Below are 17,168 nucleotides of genomic sequence, written 5' to 3' on the forward strand. Positions count from 1 at the left end.
CCGTGCGGGTTAGCGCGTGCCGGTCGCCAGACCCGAGAGAAGGTATAGCGCGACCAGCAATGTCGCTACCGACAGCATCGTCGTGACCGAGACCGTGGCCGCGACCAGTTTCTCCTCGACCTTGTGCTCGTGCGCCAGCACGTACACCGTCTTCGCCGTGGGCACGGCGGCGCATATCACGGCGGCGACGGTGTAGAGCGCGTTGAGGCCGGTGACCACACAAAGTCCGTAGACGATCAGCGGCATGATCACGAGCTTCACGAGCGCGAGCGCGAACGTTGCCTTCAGGTTGGAGCGCAGGCCCTCGACCGACAGGCCGAGCCCGATGGCGAACAGTGCGCAGGGCGTGAGCGCGGCGGCGATCATGTTGAGATAGGCCGCGACCGGCGCCGGAATCGGCAGGCCCGTGATCGCCCAGACGAGACCGCTAAGCGTCGACAGCACCATCGGATTGAGCAGGATCTGCTTCGCGAGGCCGGCGGGCTGCGCGGACGATCCGCGCGCGTCCCTTTCCAGCAGGATGACCGTGATCGGAAACATCACGGCCGCGACGAATACCGTCGCTACCGCAGCAGGCAGGACGGCGGGCTGGCCGTAGATCGCGTGCAGGATCGGCAGCGCCACGAAGCCGGTATTGGTCATCGCCGCCGCCATGCCTTGAATCGTGCTGCTGGCGAGATCATGCTTTCCGCCGGCGCGGACCACCAGGAAGACCAGCGCAAAGCAGACGAGGGAGCCGCCGCCGAACGCGAGCAGGAAACGCCATTCCAGCAGATTGCCCGCGGGCTCCTGCGTGATGGTGACGATCAATAGCGCAGGCATTGCCACGTTGTAGGCGAAATGCACCAGCGCGTCGGCGAGCGAGCGGGAGAGATAGCCGAGCTCGCCGGCCAGCCAGCCGGTGACGATGATCGCGAATACGGGAAGAACGAGGCTCGCGACTTCCATCCGGCTTCCCCCTTGCTGCCAATGGCCGCAACGAGAGGTTACCCCGGCAATGGAGTGTCGTCACTGCTTTGGTCGAGCCGTGGCCCTGGCTCAAGAGCTGCCTTCAGTCGAGACCGTCATGGCCGGGCGTGGCGCGCCGATCGAACGCGGCCGTCAGAGGCTAGATGCCCCGGCCGGCCTGTCGACCGATCACGCAGCGCCACGCAGCCAGTCGCTCCGCTGGATGCTGGTTCATCCAGTCGGCGAGCTGCGGTGCGCCCATCAGGCAGGACTGAACCGAAACCTCGGCGAAATCCGAGGTGGTGACGACCTGCTCGTGACAATTGGTCGGGGAGGAAAGGCTGCAAAGCACGGCGATGATCTTGATCACGACAGGTTACCCCCGTCGCGGCCGATATATGTACGACCCATCGCGGCCTTATCCTGGCCTTCGCTGGCCGGGTCGGTCGGCGGGAAGATACTGTCGTAGATGGCGCGCGCCTCCTGGATGAGACGTGCTCGCTCGCGCTCGGACTTGGAGACAAATCGAATGACTTCGCCCATGTTGGCTCCGAATATCAGTTGGCAAATCCCGTCATCAGATGACGCTTATCATTTCATCGTCATCTATGACGCCGTCTTCGGCTTTGAAGCGGTGTCGCCGATCACGAAGGAGTAAAAAGCGCGTGAGCGCACTCCGGAATCCCAACGTCTCCCGTGCCTTTGATGCGCCGGGTTGAGATACCGCTCACCAGCTCACATCCGTTGCGGGGCTTCGGGAGCCGCGCGAGCGAATGCTGGTGTCGACTTGCTCCTTGCGCTCATCGGCAAGGATATTTTCGTCAAGAAAATTCTTCTGGACCGAATTTGTCTCACCTCGGGCCGCGTGCAAGTTTTTGGAACCATCCCGGAATTCGGCAACTCGATACGATCGATCGTCACGCCGCCGGCGCGCGCTCTTTCCGTCCCGGCACCGCCGCCAGCAGCTCGCGCGTATAGGCATGCTCCGGCGCGGCGAACAGCTGCGCGGTCGGCTTCAGCTCGACGATGGCGCCGCGCTGCATCACCGCGATGCGGTCGCAGATCTGGGCGGCGACGCGTAGATCGTGGGTGATGAACAGCATCGAGAGACCGAGGCGCGTCTTGAGGTCTTCGAGCAGCCGCAAGACTTGCGCCTGGACGGAGACGTCGAGCGCGGAGACGGCCTCGTCCGCGACGATGATCTCGGGTTCGAGTGCGAGCGCGCGCGCAATGCCGATGCGCTGGCGCTGGCCGCCGGAGAATTCATGCGGATAGCGCTCGAGCGCGCCGGCATCGAGTCCGACCATCTTGAGGAGATCGCGGGCCCGGTCGAACGCGACCTTGGGATCAAGGCCGGCCGCGATCGGACCGTCGGCGATGATGTGGCCGATCTTGCGGCGCGGATTGAGCGAAGCGAACGGATCCTGAAAGATCATCTGGATGCGATGGCGCTCGGCACGCAGCGCCTTGCCTGAGAGCTGGGTGAGATCGGTCTCGCCGATCCGCACCGTGCCGCGGTCGGCCTCGATCAGCCGCATCACCAGGCGCGCCACCGACGATTTGCCGGAGCCGGATTCGCCGACGAGGCCGAGCGTCTCGCCCCTGAGGATGTTGAAATTGACCGCGCGCGCGGCATCGACGCTGCGGTCTTCGCGAAACCAGCCGCCCGAGGTGACATAGGTCTTGTCGAGCCCGATCACCTCGACGGCCCTGGCCTGATCGTCGAGCGGCTCGCGCGCCGGCGGGTCCATCGAGGGCACGGCGGCGAGCAGCGCCTTGGTGTAGTCGTGCTGCGGCGCGTTGAAGACGGTTGCGGCCGGACCTTCCTCGACCACCTTGCCGTGCCGGAGCACGACGACCTGGTCGGCGATATCGGCGACCACGCCGAAATCGTGGGTGATGAACATCACCGCCATGTTGCGATTGCGCTGGAGGTTGCGGATCAGCTTGAGGATCTGCGCCTGCGTGGTGACATCGAGCGCGGTGGTCGGCTCGTCCGCGACCAGCACGGCCGGCTCGAGCGCGAGCGCCATCGCGATCATGGCGCGCTGGCGCTGACCGCCGGAGAGCTGGTGCGGATAGGCGCGGACGATGCGCTCGGGGTCGGGCAGGCCGACCTCCCGTGCCAAAGCGAGCGCTCGCGCGCGCCGCTCCCTCGGCGTCAGCAGGCCGTGGGCCTCGAACATCTCCGCCATCTGGTCGCCGATCCGCATCAACGGATTGAGCGCGGTCATCGGCTCCTGGAAGATCATCGCGAGACGGCGGCCGCGCAGATCGCGCCAACCGTCGTCGTCGAGCTTGAGCAGGTCGCGTCCCTCGAACTGGATCTCGCCGGAGGCGACCGAGACCGTATCCGGCAACAGGCCCATCAGCGCATGCGCGCACATCGACTTGCCGGAGCCGGACTCGCCGACGACGCAGACGATCTTGCCGGGCCGCAAGTCGAGCGAGACGCCGTCGACGGCGAAGGGACGCTCGGCGCCCTTGGGCAGGGCAATTCGCAGGTTCTTGATGGAGACGGCGGGCGGGGCGGTCATTGTCAGCGTCCCTCCCGCGACAGGCGCGGATTGAGCGCGTCGTTGAGGCCTTCGCCGATCAAATTGAGCCCGAGCACGGAGATCAGGATGGCGACACCGGGAAACACCGTGATCCACCAGGCCTGGCGGATCACGGTGCGGCCGGCGCCGACCATGTAGCCCCAGGAGATCAGATTGGGGTCGCCGAGGCCGAGGAACGACAGCGAGGATTCCAGGAGGATCGCGGTCGCCACCATCAGTGAGGCCAGCACGATCACGGGCGACAGTGCGTTCGGCAGGATCTCGCGCATGATGATCCAGGTGTTGCTCTGGCCTGTGACCACCGCCGCCTGGACATATTCGCGCGTGCGCAGCGACAGCACCTCGCCGCGCACGAGGCGGGCGACCGGCGGCCAGCTCACCAGCGCGATCGAGGTCACGATCGAATAGATCGAGGGCTGCAGGATCGCGACCAGCACGATCGCAAGCGCGAAGCTCGGAATGGTCTGGAAGAACTCGGTGAAGCGCATCAGGGCGTCATCGACCCTGCCGCCGAAATAGCCGGCCATGGCGCCGATGGGAACGCCGACGATCAGCGCGACCAGCGTGGAGACGAGGCCGACAAGCAGCGAGACGCGCGCGCCAAAAATCATACCGGCGAACACGTCGCGGCCGAGCGCGTCGGTGCCGAGCGGCACGGCGGAGAGCGTAAACGGCGGCAGGAACGGCCGCTGCACCATCCGCCATGGCGAGTTCGGGAACAGCATCGGTCCGAACAATGCGACCGAGATCGCGAGAACCAGAATGATGAGCCCGATGACGCCGCTCGGGCTACGCAGCATCGATTTCCAGAACTGTTTCATGAGGCGAATTCGATGCGCGGATCGACCAGGCGATAGACGAGGTCGGTGATGAGGTTGAAGATCAGGACCATGGCGGAGCAGATCACGAAGACGCCGAGCAGCAGATTGTAGTCCCGCTGCAACAGCGCGTCGTACATCAGCCGTCCGATGCCGGGCCAGGCGAACACGGTCTCGGTGATGACGGCGCCGCCGATCAGCGTGCCGGAATGCACGCCGGCCAGCGTCACGACGGGGAGCAACGCGTTGCGCAGCACGTGGCGGCGCTGGATCACGGCGTCCGAGAGGCCCTTGGCGCGCGCGGTCTTGACGAAGTCGAGCCGCTTCACCTCCAGCATCGAGGCGCGCGTCATGCGGGTATAGGTCGCCATGAAGAACAGGCCGAGCGTCATCGCCGGCATGATCAGGTGTTTTGCGACGTCGACCGCGTGGGCGAAGCCGGTGAGGTTCGCACCGACCGTCTCGTAACCAAAACTCGGCAGCCAATCCATGGTGACCGAGAACAGCAGGATGCCCATCAACGCCACCCAGAAGATCGGCATGGCGTAGAAGATCAGCGCGAAAACGGTGATGGCGGTGTCGAGGAAGGTTCCGGCAAAGCGCGCGGCGAAGGTGCCGAAGAGAATGCCGAGCATGAGCGAGATCGCGAATGCCGTCAGCGTCAGCAGCAGCGTCGCCGGCAGCCGCTCGCCGATCAGCTTTGCGACCGGCGCCTGCTGGCGGAAGGAGAAGCCGAGGTCGAGGGTGACGACGCCCTTGACGTAGAGGAAGAGCTGCTCCGGCAGCGGCTTGTCGAGGCCGAATTTCTCCCTGAGCTGCTTGACGAAGATCTGGTCACTGGCCCCGGCCTCGCCCGCCATCACCACCGCGGGGTCGCCCGGCGCAAGCCGGATCAGGAAGAAATTGAGGACGACGATCGCAAGCAGGACGATCACGCCCTTGAGGACACGCTGAGCGACGAAGGAGAGCATCTAGTGAGTCATATTGGTGATGTGACCTGAAGCCACGGAGACGGAGCGACTCCCTCGCCCCGCTTGCGGGGAGAGGGTTAGGGTGAGGGGGACTCTCCGCGAGCGTATCAGCAGTTGGACTCGTGGAGACTCCCCCTCACCCGAATGTGCGCTATGCGCACATTCGACCTCTCCCCGCAGGCGGGGAGAGGTGAAGAAGGAAGGGCTCACTTGTCGAGCCATGCGTCCTTGAAGCCGTCATTGACCCCGATCCCCGTGGTGATCAGGTTCTTGACCTTGCAGCGCATGATGGTCGGGAATTGCAGCTCGAGCATCCAGGCCACCGGCACGTCTTCGACCAGGATCTTCTGCGCCTTCTCGTAGATCTCCTTGCGCTTGGAGTCCGGCGTTGCGACGGCGCCGTCGGCGAACAGCTTGTCGATCTCGGGGTTGGAGTAGCCCTCGACGTTGTTGAAGACCTGGCCCTTGGCGATGGCGCTGGAGACGTAGTTTCGGCCGACGCCGAGCGCGGGATCGCCATACTGGTAGAGATAGGTGAAGGCGATGTCGTAGTCCCAGTCGCCGATCTTCTGGTTGCCGCCAGCGACGTCTGTGGCGATGGTCTCGATGTTGATGCCGACGTCCTGGAGGTTCTGCTTCACCGCTTCACCCCAGCGCTGCCAGGTCTCGCCATAAGCGAGCGGCAGCAGGCGGATCTTCTCGCCCTTGTAGCCGGCTTCCTTCAAGAGGGCCTTGGCCTTGGCCGGGTCGTACGGATATTTCGGCACGTCGTCAGTATAGTATTTGATGGTCGAGGCGGAGGGGCCGGTCGCGACCTTGCCGAGCCCGTTCCAGATCACGTCCTTGGCGAATTCGCGGTCGATCGCATACATGACCGCCTGCCGCACCCGCTTGTCGGCGAGCGGGCCCTGGCGGTTGTTGAGCCACAGCCAGGCTAGCGGCGAGAAGAACTCCCAGCCGGCGCCGGTGACGCAGGTGTCCTTCAACTTGGACAGCCTGGGCACGTCGAAGTTCTCGACCGAGCCGCCGGGCAGCACGTCGACCTTGCCAGTCTCGTAGGCCACCGAGCGCGCGGCGGCGTCGGGAATGATCTGCCAGTAGATCTCGTCGAGATAGGGTTTGCCCTTCTCGTGATAGTTCGGGTTCTTGGCCAGGCGAATGAACGAGCCCTTCTGCCATTCCTTGAACATGAAGGGGCCGGTGCCGACCGGGGCGTTGTTGTAGGGATTGGTCTTCCAGTCGGTGCCGTCATAGAGATGCTTCGGCACTATCGGCATCGAGCCGACCTCGAAGATGCCGAGGAACGGGCCGAACGGCTGCTTGAGCGTGAAGACGACCGTGTAGTCGTCGGGCGCCTCGACCTTGTCGACCTGCGCGAGGTTGTTGCGGGCGCGCGCGTGGGTCTGCTTCAGCATCTCGACCGAGAACAAGACGTCGGCGGCGGTGAAAGGCTTGCCGTCATGCCAGGTGACGCCCTTCCGGAGCTTGAAGGTGTAGGTCTTGGCGTCCTCGCTGACGCTCCAGCTTTCGGCGAGCTCCGGCTGCGGTTCGAGCTTGGGGCTGTAGCGCAGCAGCCCTTCGAAGATGTTGCCCGACACCATCTGCACCGGGCCGTTCTGGACCATCGCCAGCATCAGGCCGGGCGGCTCAGGCTGGATCACCGCATTGATCACACCTCCCGTCTTCGGCTCTTGCGCCAGTGTCGGGGCCGTGAGGCCGCACGCCAGGAGGAGACCAAGCAACACTCGTTTCGGCATGTCGTATCTTTCTCAAGCGAGACCAGCCGTCAACGCTTCGCACGTCATGGCGCGCAAAGCTACGGCCGGCCCATCCCAGTCCCCATCCGGTATCGAGGCTCACACAGTCCCGTTCGGCGCCGCAAGATGAAAGTCGCGACAGTGTTCGCACAAAAAATGTACAGCGCGTCCTGTTTTCACTTGATTCATCGTCGTGCCGCGGAGACAAGTCGGCGATGGACAATGCCACGCGCTCCGAACGGTCCCGCAATGCTGCGCTCGAAGCAGCCATCGCGATCATCGCGCGCGACGGGCCGGGCCGGTTGACGCTCGATGCGATTGCGCGCGAGAGCGGGCTGAGCAAGGGCGGCGTGATGCATCAGTTCCGCACCAAGGAGGCGGTGCTGAAGGCACTCCTCGAGCGGCAGATGGCGCATTTCGAGGAATTCTCGACGCGTTATATGGCGAAGGCGGGCGAGACCTCCGCGAATCCTAATCTGGCGACCCAGCTGGCCACTGTGCGCGAAGCGGCGACGTCGCCGAATTCCGCCGCGCTGGCGCTGGTTGCGGCCATGGTGGAGAATCCGCGTCTGATGGCGCTGCCGCGCGAGCGCGAGATGGAGCGGATGGCCGCGATCAGGGAAGAGGCCACGGATCCCGATCTCGCGATGCTGCGCTGGGCCGGAGCGATGGGACTGCTATTGAGTTCGCTGTTCGGCATGTCGCCGCTCAGCAAGGACGAGCACCAGCGACTGTTCGCGCGCCTGCTCGACGATGCGCAGTGGACCAGCCTCGAACAACCGGCCGCAAAACGTGCCGCCAAATCCGGAACGGCAGCGGTCGCGAAGGCTGCAACCCGGCGCAAACGCGCCTGATTCATCGTTAACGAATTCGAACCGGGCCTGCCCAAAGCCGCGCCTGCGGCCAAATGCGTCAGGACGTGACTTTCGAACTTTACAAACCGTCTGGTCGGTTTTATAAGACCGGGCACTGGGGCAGCCCAACGCTTCCGAAACGCCCCGGACGAAGCCGAGGGTTGGCAATGGTGAGCCCCGCAGCCGCGTCCGGTCCCTGACGTGGCTGCGGTCGCCATCGCCAGAACAGTGCCAAGAGGAGTCTGGAATGAATCGCTCGATCGCGGTGCGCGGTCCGGGAACGCTGGTGCTTTGCGTGGCCGTGGCCGGCTGCGCGTCGATCGCGCCGGTACCCTATTCGGAGATGGCGTCCTCGGCCTACATGGCGCCGGACAAATCGGACGTCTCCGGCCGCGTACCCTACCGCTATTCCACGCCGGTCGACTGGCGCATCTATAGCAAAGTGATCCTCGATCCCGTCGTGGTCTATCGTGGCCGGGATCATCAGTTCGGCGACATGTCCGGCAGGGACAAGGCGACGCTCGCTGCCTACATGCAGAACTGTTTCGCCGACCGGCTGCGCGGCCGCTTCGTGCTGGTGCGCGAGCCCGGGCCGAACACGCTGCGGATCAGGCTGACACTCACCGGCGCCGTCGCCAACACGCCGGTGCTCGGCACGCTCTCGCGCTTCGACCTTGCCGGCGCCGTCTACAACGGCGTGCAGGCGGCGCGCGACGGCGAGGGGACGATGACCGGCTCGGTCGTCTACGGCGTCGAGATCTTCGACGCAACGACCTCGCGGCTGCTCTCCGCCTACGTCACCAAGCAATACCCCGCTGCCTACGACATCAAGGCCACCGCCGGCGCGCTCGCGGCCGCCACGGCGGGCCTCGACAAGGGCGCCGACGCGCTGATGGCGCAGCTGAACTGACGCCGCGATCCATTCAACGAAAGGTGTTTGCTGATGAACATTCTCCTTCGCTTCGTGCTGCGCATCGCGATCACGATCGTGATGCTGGCGTTTGGCGGCCGCGCCGGCGCCGTCACGCCGACAGATCCGAGCGGCACCTGGCTGGTCGAGGACGGCCGCGCGCGAATCCGCCTCGAGCGCTGCGGGCCCTCACGCGATCGCCTCTGCGGCTTCATCGTCTGGATGAAGGAGGCGGCCGACAAGCGCGGCCAGCCTTACCGCGACAGCCAGAATCCGGATCCGGACAAGCGCGCCCGCACATTGCTCGGCCACCAGCTCATCATGGGTCTGCAGGGAACGCCCGAGGGGCGCTTCGCCGGCGACATCTACAACGCCGAGGACGGCAAGTCCTACTCGGTGTCGATCTGGCGCGAGTCGCCTGATCGCCTCAAGCTCAAGGGCTGCCTCATCAAATTCCTGTGCCAGACCCAGACCTGGCAGCAGACCCTCGACGTGCTGCCCGGCCAGCTCGTCGGCCTCACCGGCGATCTCAACGGCCCGCGCGCCGACAAGGAATGGGCGGCGGTGCCGGCCCCGAGGCCGATCCAGGCCAAAGCGAAGTAGTCTTCAGGAGGTCCGCAGCGCCCGGCGCAATTCGTCGAGCGCGTCCGCGAGCTGCTCGCGGTGTGCGATGTCGTCCTTGGGGAGGGCGGCGACGCTGACGGCGAGCTCACGCAGGATGCCGGCGAGGAGGCCGAAATTGAGGTGCAGGTGCACCGATTTGCGTTCGTCGGCCGCGCCGGGATGCTGCAGCACCAGCGCAACACCGCTGCCATCGAGCCGCGCCTCGAACCGCGACGAATGCTCGAAGGTGCCGACATAGAACTTGTCGGGATATTCGAGCGCGATCTCTGCTTTGTCGGGAACCGGCCTGGACATCTGAACCTCGTCGATATCAGCCATTTCTGGCCGGGAATAAACCCGGCTGCCTTGCGATAGGTCAGAGACGGCTTTCGAATTTGATCCGGATCAAAGCCAGGCCGCCGCTTTTGCGATCGAATAGCAACTGGCGGGACCCGGCGCGGTGCGTCCTGCCCCCCTGAGCCGTGAGACGCGTGAGACGATCGATGGACATCCAGGCCACGAATATCCCTGCGGTCGACGATAGCGGACCTGATGTCGCCGGCCTCGAGCTGCCGCCCGATGCGGGCGTGCAGCATTGTCTGCAATTGCTCGGCAATGCCGGCCTGCGCCCGACGCGCCAGCGCCTGGCGCTCGGCCAGTTGCTGTTCCTGCGCGGCCATCGTCATGTCACCGCCGAGAGCCTCTTCGAAGAAGCGATGGCGGCGAGCGCCGATCTGTCGCTCGCGACCGTCTACAACACGCTGAACCAGTTCACCGAGGCCGGCCTCTTGCGCCGGATCGCGGCCGACGGCATCAAGTCGTTCTTCGACACCGACACATCGGTGCACCCGCACTTCTATCTCGAAGGCGAGGATGTGCTGGTCGACGTCGCCGAAGGTCTCGCCTTCACCAAGATCCCCGAGGCGCTTCCCGGCCACGAGATCGCGCGGCTCGACGTCATCGTCCATTTGCGCCGCAAGCGCGCGTAGCGCCGGGGTAAGAGAAGCCGCCTAGCGCAGCCCTGCGCGCCGGAATCCTTCCAGATAGTGTTCGCGATCCCCGTCATTGGCCCACGGCAGTTGCGTCGCGATCCAGTGCAGGGAGATGTCGGGCTGGGTGCGGCGGAGCTCGCCCAGCGCCGTCTCCGCAAGCGTTCCGTCACCGGTCATGCCGGCGGAGACCGCGAGCACGCGGTAGGCGCCGGTGAGATCGCCGCGATGGCGGATCGCCTCGCGCGCCAGCGCGATGGCCTCGTCATAACGGCGTTCGGTGAAGCGCGCATAGCCCGCGATGCCGTGATAGATCGCCAGCGACGGATCGCGCGGTGACAGCCGGATCGCCCGTTGGGCGGCCTCGAACGAATCCTTCGAGCGCCCGGCATAGGACAGCGCCAGTGCGTAATAGCCCTGCGCCAACGAGAAGTTCGGATTGAGTGCGAGCGCCTGCTCGAACTCGGACAGCGCGTCCGCAAGCCTGCGTGTCGAGAAGCAGACGCTGCCGAGGCCGACATGCGCCCAGGCATCCTCATGGTCGCAGCGCACCGCGGCCAGCGCGGCGGCTTCCGCCACCGGCGCCACGGTGGCGAGCTCGGCCCAGCCGAGATGCACGCCGAGCATGTAATTCGCCGCCAGCACCGACAGCGCCTGACCGTAATTCGGATCGATCCCGATCGCGCGTTCCAGCAGCGTCCGTGCGGCCTCGTGATCGCGCCGGGTCACGCGCCAATAATGCGACAACGCCTGCATCAGGAAATCCCAAGCGTCCAGGCTCGCAGGTCCCTTGCGGTGGGCGCGAAAACTCTCGGCCGCGTGAATCTGCGGTTCGATCGCCGCAGCGATCGCGTTGGTGATCTCGTCCTGGACGGCGAAGACGTCGACCAGCTCGCGGTCGTAGCGCTCGGCCCACAGATGGCTGCCTGACGTGGCATCGTTGAGCTGTGCGGTGATGCGCACCCGGTTGTTCGCCTTGCGCACGCTGCCTTCGATGACGTAGCGGACGCCGAGCTCCTCCGCGATCTGCCGGAGGTGGACTGCGCGCCCCTTGTAGGTGAAGGACGAGTTGCGCGCGATCACCATGAACCAGCGCTGCTTCGACAGCGCCGTGAGGATGTCCTCGCTGATCCCGTCGCCGAAATAGTCCTGCGCGGGATCGCCGCTCATGTTCTCGAACGCGAGCACCGCGATCGCCGGGCGGTCCCCCACGCGCGAGGGGGCGGGCCTGGCTTCGGCCGGCACGATCGACGCTGCCACATCTTCCCGGACCTCGCCGACGAAACGAAAGCCCTTGCGTGGGATGGTCTTGATCAGCCGCTGCGTCGCGCCGTCGTCGCCGAGCGCCTTGCGCGCGGCGTTGATGCGGCTGTTCAGCGCCGAATCCGAGATGATGCGATCGCTCCAGATCTGACTGATCAGGTCATCCTTGCTGACCACACGCGCGCGTTGCGCGACGAGATAGAGCAAGAGATCGAACACCTGCGGCTGCAACGGCACGGCTGCCCCGCCGCAGGTGAGTTCCCGCAGGTCGCCGTCGAGCACGTTGTTTTCAAAGCGAAATCGCACGTTTCTGTCGTCTCAAGCAAAAATCAAAGTCGTCTCAGGCGAAAATCAACCGTCCGCGAAAGTCTGGGGGCGTCCGATCCGGCATGGTGCGAAGACCAAACAGTGCCGATGCCTCGGCACAACGGAGCGTTCTATGACCCAACTTGATCACCAGGTTCATTCTATCAGCCCGGAGGTTGCGGGCTCACGCATTTTCAAGTTCATCGCCTTTCTGTACGGAATTGCGGCATATCTCGTGTTTTTCGTCACCATTCTCTACGCCATCGGCTTCGTCATGGGGCTGGTGGTGCCCAAGACCATCGATACCGGAACCGACACGCCGACGGCCGAAGCCGTCATCGTCAATCTCCTCCTGATGTCGCTGTTCGCCCTTCAGCACAGCGTGATGGCACGCAAGCAGTTCAAGGCGTGGTGGACGCAGTTCGTCCCCAAGCCGGTCGAGCGCTCGACATATGTGCTGTTCGCGAGTCTGTCATTGCTGCTCCTGTTCTGGCAGTGGCGTCCGCTGCCTGCGATCGTATGGAATGTCGAGAACCCGGATCTCGCCGTGACGTTGGTCACGCTGTCCTTCGCCGGGTGGATCCTGGTGTTCGCCAGCACCTACCTGATCAATCATTTCGAATTGTTCGGATTGCATCAGGTGACCAACCATCTGGTCGGCAAGGAGATGACGCCGCCGCGCTTCAGGACGCCGCTGCTCTACAATTTCGTCCGCCATCCGATCTATCTCGGCTTCATCATTGCGTTCTGGGCGGCGCCGACCATGACCGCGGGGCATCTGCTGTTTGCGGTCGTCACCACGCTCTACATCTTCGTCGGCATCGCGCTGGAGGAGCACGACCTCGTCGCTCTCTTCGGCGACGAGTACCGGCAGTACAAACAACGGGTGTCGATGCTTATTCCCTGGCGCCGGTCACTCTAGCCTCGGCGCGGCACCGCGCGCGTCCGCCGAACGGAGGACGCTTGGCCGCGCCAACTGAGGTATGCGAGCATCTCGCACGCCCGTCCCCTCAACGTCCCCCGGGGTGATGTCCCCCTTCACCCCGACACCTCTCCCCACATTCCCATCGGTCCCGACATATTGTGGACGAGGAGCGGGGAGAGGATTTCTTCCTCTTCATCAAACGGAGACGACCAAATGAAACATGTCGGAAATTGCTTCTGTGGCGCGGTCACGATCGAGGTCACGGGCGCACCGGAGGCGATGGGCTATTGCCATTGCCGTTCCTGCCGCTCCTGGTCGGGCGGCCCGGTCAACGCCTTCAGCCTGTGGAAGCCCGAAGCCGTGCGCGTCACCGAAGGCGCCCAGAATGTCGAGACGTTTGCCAAGACGCCGCTCAGCGAGCGCAAATTTTGCAAGAAGTGCGGCGGCCATCTCATGACCAACCATCCGCCGCTCGGACTGGTCGACGTCTTCACCGCCACCATCCCGACGCTCGCATTCGCGCCCGGCGTTCACGTCAACTATGCCGAGACCGTGCTGCCGATGCGCGACGGCCTGCCCAAGCTGAAGGATTTTCCGGCCGAGTTCGGCGGCAGCGGCGAGATGATGCAGGAGTAGCGGCGCCGGTGTCGAGAGGGCGGCAACGCGCCGCCCTCTTTGTAGAGAAGGATAACGGATTAGCCGCCGCGCGATTCGACGACCTTGCGGCAGCTGTCCGAGAGCTTCGACTTGTTCTCGCGCAGGCAGGCATTCATCTGCGGCGGCTTGCCGATATGTTCGGCGCAGAATTTGCTGGCATCGCCACGGCAGGCCATTTGCTCCTGGACCGATGGACCGGATTGCGCAGCAGCGGGCAGGGCGGAAGCGGCGAGCAGCAGCGCGGCAACAGCTGAAATCTTCATAAAGCACCTCTCTGGAATCGACGTTGTCCCGACCGGGATCAATCGGGCCGGACCATCTCGCGAAGGCCGTGCACGGGTCCATGCCATGTTCATGGCGTCGGCCCGGTGTCCCGGCCGCAGCGACCCCCATCTTCATGGCATGTATCCGCGCGCCGTCTTTTGTCATTCAGGCTGCACCTCGGCTGCGAAACCCGGTGATTGCATCGGGACGCCGAACGGGAAGCAGGAGAGCAAAGGATGTCGAAGAGAGCTGGAGCGCTGAGTGCGGGGCTGACGGTCATGGCGCTGGCCGGCGCGGCGATGGTATCGCTGGGCACGAGCCCGGCACAGGCGGTGGTCTATTGCAAGACGGTCGGCGTGCCCAAGGGCTGCGTGGTGCGGCCGACGGCGGCGGTGGTGGTCGCGCCGGGAGCGCCGGTCGCAAGGGCCGCGGTCGCAACACCCGGCGTCGGCGCGCCCGGGGTCGGCGTGCGCGCGGGAACGCCGATGAATCGCGGCGGCCCGGTCAATCGTGTCGGCGTGCGCTGATATTTCCATTCGATTGAATTGATTGCATCGCCTCGGGCCCAGGGCGCTCTGCGGACGACCCCCCCGTCCTCCGCCGGCAAATCACCCGGCCCGTTCCCTCTCTCCGCGCGTCCCACACGTTCGGAGAGGGGGCTTTTCAGCCCGCAGCCGCGTCGCTGTCGGGAAAACGCTGCGGCAATTGCAGCCGCACGCGCGTCCCGGAAGCATCGGAGCTCAGGTCGAGCAGCGCGCCGCAGCGCGCGGCGCGATTTCTCATGTTGCGCAAGCCGCGCGCGGTCTGGCCGGTGCGCCCGGCTTCGTCATGGCCGGCCAGCGCAAAGCCTTGGCCGTCGTCGGTCACGCTGATCAGGCCGTACGGCCCCTCGCTTGCATCGAGCGTCTCGATGGTGACCGCGATGCGATGTGCCTGTGCGTGCTTGACCGCATTGGTCACGGCCTCGTCGAGGATGCGCACGATCTGGATGACGTGCCATGGCCTGAGTTCAGGGTGCAGCGGCAGGCCCTGCGGGGTCGCCACGCGCCAGTCGAGCGTGATGTCGTGCGGCCGCAATTGTGCGCTCGCGCGCTCGCGCCAGGAGCCGAGCGCGAGCATCAGGTCGCCGCCGATGTCGTCCATGGAATCGATGACGAGGCGCAGATCCTTCAGCGCGGCCCGGGCAGCGTCGGTGATGGTCGCGCCCTCATGGCCGCGCTCGGAGAGCGCGACGATGCTGACCAGCTGGCCGCCGAGGCCGTCATGCAGGTCGCGCATCAGGCGCGTGCGCTCATTGGCGAGCGCGGCGGCGCGCGCGCGCTCCTCCTCGCGGACGAAGCTCGCCTTCAGCCGCTCCTCGGCCTCGCGCACGCGCGTCACCAACTGGCCGGCGAAGCTGTCGACCTGGTTCAGCGCGCGGGCGAAGCGCCAGGTCAGTCCCGCGCCGATCGCGACCAGCATCGCCGAATAGGACAGGCGCGAGACGAAGATGCGATCGTTGCTCACGATCTCGAGCACCGTGAGCATGTCCTGGATCCAGCAGACCAGCACGATGGTGACGGCGCAGCCGATCGTGAAGCTCGCCGCGTCCTGCCGCCGGACGACCGCGGTCGCGGTCACCCAGGCCATCAGAACCAGGCAAAGCCCGACCGTGGGGATGCCGAGCACCAGAAAGAGGATGCGCGGCAGCGGCGGGCCTCCGATCAGCCCGACCACGAACACGACCAGGCCCGGCACGAACAGCAGCATGCCGTAGCGCGGCCAGCGCCAGCCGAAGAACAGCACGCCGAACATGACGACCAACGCGCTCTCGATCGGCGCGGACGCCAGCAGCACTGCGGCAAGCCGCGACGTGGCGGCCGGCGGCACCGGCGGCGGGACGTAGGCCTGCACCACGCCGAGCACCATCGCAGCCGCCAACACGCCGTAGACCGGCTCGCGGCGCCGCATCAGCCACATGATCGCGAGGATGACGGCGAGGATCGACTGCCAGGCCGAAAACACCACCGGGAGGGTGACGAACAGCAGCGTCCGCGTCTCATAGGCTGGCCGCAAGGCGGCGTCGGGTCCGACATACACCGTGTCGAGAAAGCCCTTCAACGGTCCCCACACGAACAGGCGCACCGTGATCTCGTTGGCGCCCTCGCGCAGCAGTGAGGCGGGGATCGCTGCGATCTGCGGCGTGTTGCGGTCGGGCCGGTTGGCGTTGGCGTCGCGCCGGGAATCGAGCACGACGACGCCGTCGACGGCGACCCCCACCGCGTTGCTGAAGCGCGGCAGGTAGACCGACCATCCCGATGCCGCTTCGCCGCGCCGGAACGTGAAGCTGCCGGTGTAGATCGGCGGGTCGTCCAGGGAATAGCGCGACGCCGTGAAATGCGGCAGGTTCACGGGCAGCGTCACGCCGTCCTGCCGCAGCGAAAATCCGCTCAGCGCAAAATCGTCGGGGTCGTTCGGCTGCAGCAGCCGCAGCCCGAGAATGGTGGCGATCACGATCAGCGCCTGCAGCAGCAGATAGGGCACGAGGCGCGAGGCGATCAGCCGGCGCCGCGGCCGCGTGGGCGCCTTCGGAGCTGCCTTTGTAGGTGCCTTGGCCGCGATCTCGCTCACAGCTTGATCAGGCCCTGCTGCACCGCTTCGAACACCGCTTCGCTGCGCGTGTGCACCTCGAGCTTGCGATAGATGTTCTTGATATGGCCGGGCACGGTCTGCTTGGACAGGCCGAGATGGCTGGCGATCTCGGCATAGCTGAAGCCTTTTGCGATGCCCCAGAGGATGTCGATCTCGCGCGGGGTCAGCCTCGCCGTATTGAGCAGGGGTCCCGGCGGTGGCTCCGCCGAATTTGGCGCGGCACCTTGGGTTCTGCGCACGATGAAGCGCGCGATGGAGGCCGAGATCGGCGAATGGCCGGCGACCAGATCGCGCACGGTGGTGGCGATGTCGGTGGGGAAGGCGTCCTTGAGCAGATAGCCGGTGGCGCCGACCGTGATCGCCGAGATCACGCTCTCCTCGTCGCCGAGTGCCGAGATCACCATGATCTCGGTGTCGGGGAAGCGCTGCCTCATCTCGCGGATCAGCTCGATGCCGTGGCCGTCGGGCAGGCGCAGATCGGTCAGCAGCACGCGGGGCGCGCCGCCGGCAAGCGCGGAACGGGCTTCGCCGAGCGTGCCGGCGCTGCGCACCTCGTAGCCGGCCTTGACCAGCGCATCCTGCAGCCGCCAGCAGGTCGGCGCGTCGTCCTCGACGAGGAGGATGGTGATGGGTTCACCCGTCTCGCCCTGTTCGGTCATGATCATGGTCCCGCGACCCGCGTGTCCCCCGCGGCGCAAGGGCAAGTTTAACCGC

19 protein-coding genes are annotated in these 17,168 nt (G+C 65.5%); 7 read left to right on the plus strand and 12 right to left on the minus strand.

All coding sequences use genetic code 11. The annotated features are described in order from the left end of the window. Positions 1-9 precede the first annotated feature (9 nt). From CIT37_RS05855 to CIT37_RS05885, 7 genes are all read right to left on the minus strand, one after another. Positions 10-948 (minus strand): AEC family transporter, encoded by a 939-nt coding sequence (locus CIT37_RS05855; protein WP_095425123.1) that lies wholly within the window; start codon positions 946-948, stop codon positions 10-12. Between the two features lie 160 nt (positions 949-1,108). Further along, the gene (locus tag CIT37_RS05860; RefSeq protein ID WP_095425124.1) at positions 1,109-1,318 is read right to left on the minus strand and encodes a hypothetical protein; all 210 of its coding nucleotides are present in this window, start codon (positions 1,316-1,318) and stop codon (positions 1,109-1,111) included. After that, the gene (locus CIT37_RS05865; protein WP_162832263.1) at positions 1,315-1,491 is read right to left on the minus strand and encodes a hypothetical protein; all 177 of its coding nucleotides are present in this window, start codon (positions 1,489-1,491) and stop codon (positions 1,315-1,317) included. The genes CIT37_RS05860 and CIT37_RS05865 overlap by 4 nt, the downstream gene beginning before the upstream one ends. Before the next feature lie 374 nt (positions 1,492-1,865). Continuing rightward, complete coding sequence (locus CIT37_RS05870) at positions 1,866-3,485, minus strand: ABC transporter ATP-binding protein (RefSeq protein WP_161966334.1); 1,620 nt, start codon at positions 3,483-3,485, stop codon at positions 1,866-1,868. 2 nt (positions 3,486-3,487) lie between these two features. Further along, positions 3,488-4,327 (minus strand): ABC transporter permease, encoded by an 840-nt coding sequence (locus CIT37_RS05875; RefSeq protein ID WP_028139871.1) that lies wholly within the window; start codon positions 4,325-4,327, stop codon positions 3,488-3,490. Continuing rightward, positions 4,324-5,295, minus strand: coding sequence for an ABC transporter permease (locus CIT37_RS05880; RefSeq protein ID WP_028139872.1), 972 nt, complete (start codon positions 5,293-5,295; stop codon positions 4,324-4,326). The genes CIT37_RS05875 and CIT37_RS05880 overlap by 4 nt, the downstream gene beginning before the upstream one ends. Positions 5,296-5,501: 206 nt before the next feature. Beyond that, the gene (locus CIT37_RS05885; protein WP_095425126.1) at positions 5,502-7,052 is read right to left on the minus strand and encodes an ABC transporter substrate-binding protein; all 1,551 of its coding nucleotides are present in this window, start codon (positions 7,050-7,052) and stop codon (positions 5,502-5,504) included. A 215-nt stretch (positions 7,053-7,267) separates the two neighbouring features. Here CIT37_RS05885 and CIT37_RS05890 point away from each other — a divergent pair, with 215 nt between their 5' ends. From CIT37_RS05890 to CIT37_RS05900, 3 genes are all read left to right on the plus strand, one after another. Beyond that, on the plus strand, positions 7,268-7,906 hold the full coding sequence (locus tag CIT37_RS05890; RefSeq protein ID WP_028139874.1) for a TetR/AcrR family transcriptional regulator: 639 nt from the start codon (positions 7,268-7,270) through the stop codon (positions 7,904-7,906). Positions 7,907-8,153: 247 nt separating this feature from the next. Beyond that, on the plus strand, positions 8,154-8,816 hold the full coding sequence (locus CIT37_RS05895) for a DUF3313 domain-containing protein (RefSeq protein WP_095425127.1): 663 nt from the start codon (positions 8,154-8,156) through the stop codon (positions 8,814-8,816). 33 nt (positions 8,817-8,849) lie between these two features. Continuing rightward, the gene (locus tag CIT37_RS05900; protein ID WP_095425128.1) at positions 8,850-9,419 is read left to right on the plus strand and encodes a DUF2147 domain-containing protein; all 570 of its coding nucleotides are present in this window, start codon (positions 8,850-8,852) and stop codon (positions 9,417-9,419) included. A 3-nt stretch (positions 9,420-9,422) separates the two neighbouring features. Here CIT37_RS05900 and CIT37_RS05905 read toward each other — a convergent pair whose 3' ends face one another. Beyond that, the gene (locus CIT37_RS05905) at positions 9,423-9,734 is read right to left on the minus strand and encodes a hypothetical protein (protein WP_095425200.1); all 312 of its coding nucleotides are present in this window, start codon (positions 9,732-9,734) and stop codon (positions 9,423-9,425) included. A gap of 188 nt (positions 9,735-9,922) precedes the next feature. On the opposite strand from CIT37_RS05905, the gene irr reads away from it, so the two are divergent. Further along, positions 9,923-10,408, plus strand: coding sequence for a Fur family transcriptional regulator Irr (irr, locus tag CIT37_RS05910; protein ID WP_038971895.1), 486 nt, complete (start codon positions 9,923-9,925; stop codon positions 10,406-10,408). Between the two features lie 21 nt (positions 10,409-10,429). Here irr and CIT37_RS05915 read toward each other — a convergent pair whose 3' ends face one another. Then, entirely contained in the window at positions 10,430-11,977 is a 1,548-nt protein-coding gene (locus CIT37_RS05915; RefSeq protein ID WP_095425129.1) for a winged helix-turn-helix domain-containing tetratricopeptide repeat protein, read from the minus strand. Between the two features lie 133 nt (positions 11,978-12,110). Here CIT37_RS05915 and mddA point away from each other — a divergent pair, with 133 nt between their 5' ends. Next, positions 12,111-12,899 carry a methanethiol S-methyltransferase gene (gene mddA / locus CIT37_RS05920; protein ID WP_028139880.1) on the plus strand — a complete coding sequence of 263 codons (789 nt, stop codon included), beginning with the start codon at positions 12,111-12,113 and terminating at the stop codon, positions 12,897-12,899. A 216-nt stretch (positions 12,900-13,115) separates the two neighbouring features. Next, a complete protein-coding gene (locus tag CIT37_RS05925; RefSeq protein ID WP_028139881.1) occupies positions 13,116-13,538 on the plus strand; it encodes a GFA family protein in 423 nt (140 codons plus the stop codon). 59 nt (positions 13,539-13,597) lie between these two features. Here the strand turns inward: CIT37_RS05925 and CIT37_RS05930 are convergent, their stop codons facing one another. After that, positions 13,598-13,822 carry a hypothetical protein gene (locus CIT37_RS05930; protein WP_028139882.1) on the minus strand — a complete coding sequence of 75 codons (225 nt, stop codon included), beginning with the start codon at positions 13,820-13,822 and terminating at the stop codon, positions 13,598-13,600. Between the two features lie 237 nt (positions 13,823-14,059). Here CIT37_RS05930 and CIT37_RS05935 point away from each other — a divergent pair, with 237 nt between their 5' ends. Next, entirely contained in the window at positions 14,060-14,350 is a 291-nt protein-coding gene (locus CIT37_RS05935; protein ID WP_018316308.1) for a hypothetical protein, read from the plus strand. Between the two features lie 136 nt (positions 14,351-14,486). On the opposite strand, the gene CIT37_RS05940 is transcribed toward CIT37_RS05935, so the two are convergent. Both CIT37_RS05940 and CIT37_RS05945 read right to left on the minus strand, forming a co-directional pair. Further along, positions 14,487-16,433 (minus strand): sensor histidine kinase, encoded by a 1,947-nt coding sequence (locus tag CIT37_RS05940; protein ID WP_095425130.1) that lies wholly within the window; start codon positions 16,431-16,433, stop codon positions 14,487-14,489. After that, positions 16,430-17,113 carry a response regulator transcription factor gene (locus CIT37_RS05945; RefSeq protein ID WP_161966335.1) on the minus strand — a complete coding sequence of 228 codons (684 nt, stop codon included), beginning with the start codon at positions 17,111-17,113 and terminating at the stop codon, positions 16,430-16,432. The genes CIT37_RS05940 and CIT37_RS05945 overlap by 4 nt, the downstream gene beginning before the upstream one ends. Between the last annotated feature and the right edge of the window lie 55 nt (positions 17,114-17,168).

This window comes from Bradyrhizobium ottawaense, assembly GCF_002278135.3.
GTDB classification, from domain to species: Bacteria; Pseudomonadota; Alphaproteobacteria; order Rhizobiales; family Xanthobacteraceae; genus Bradyrhizobium; species Bradyrhizobium ottawaense.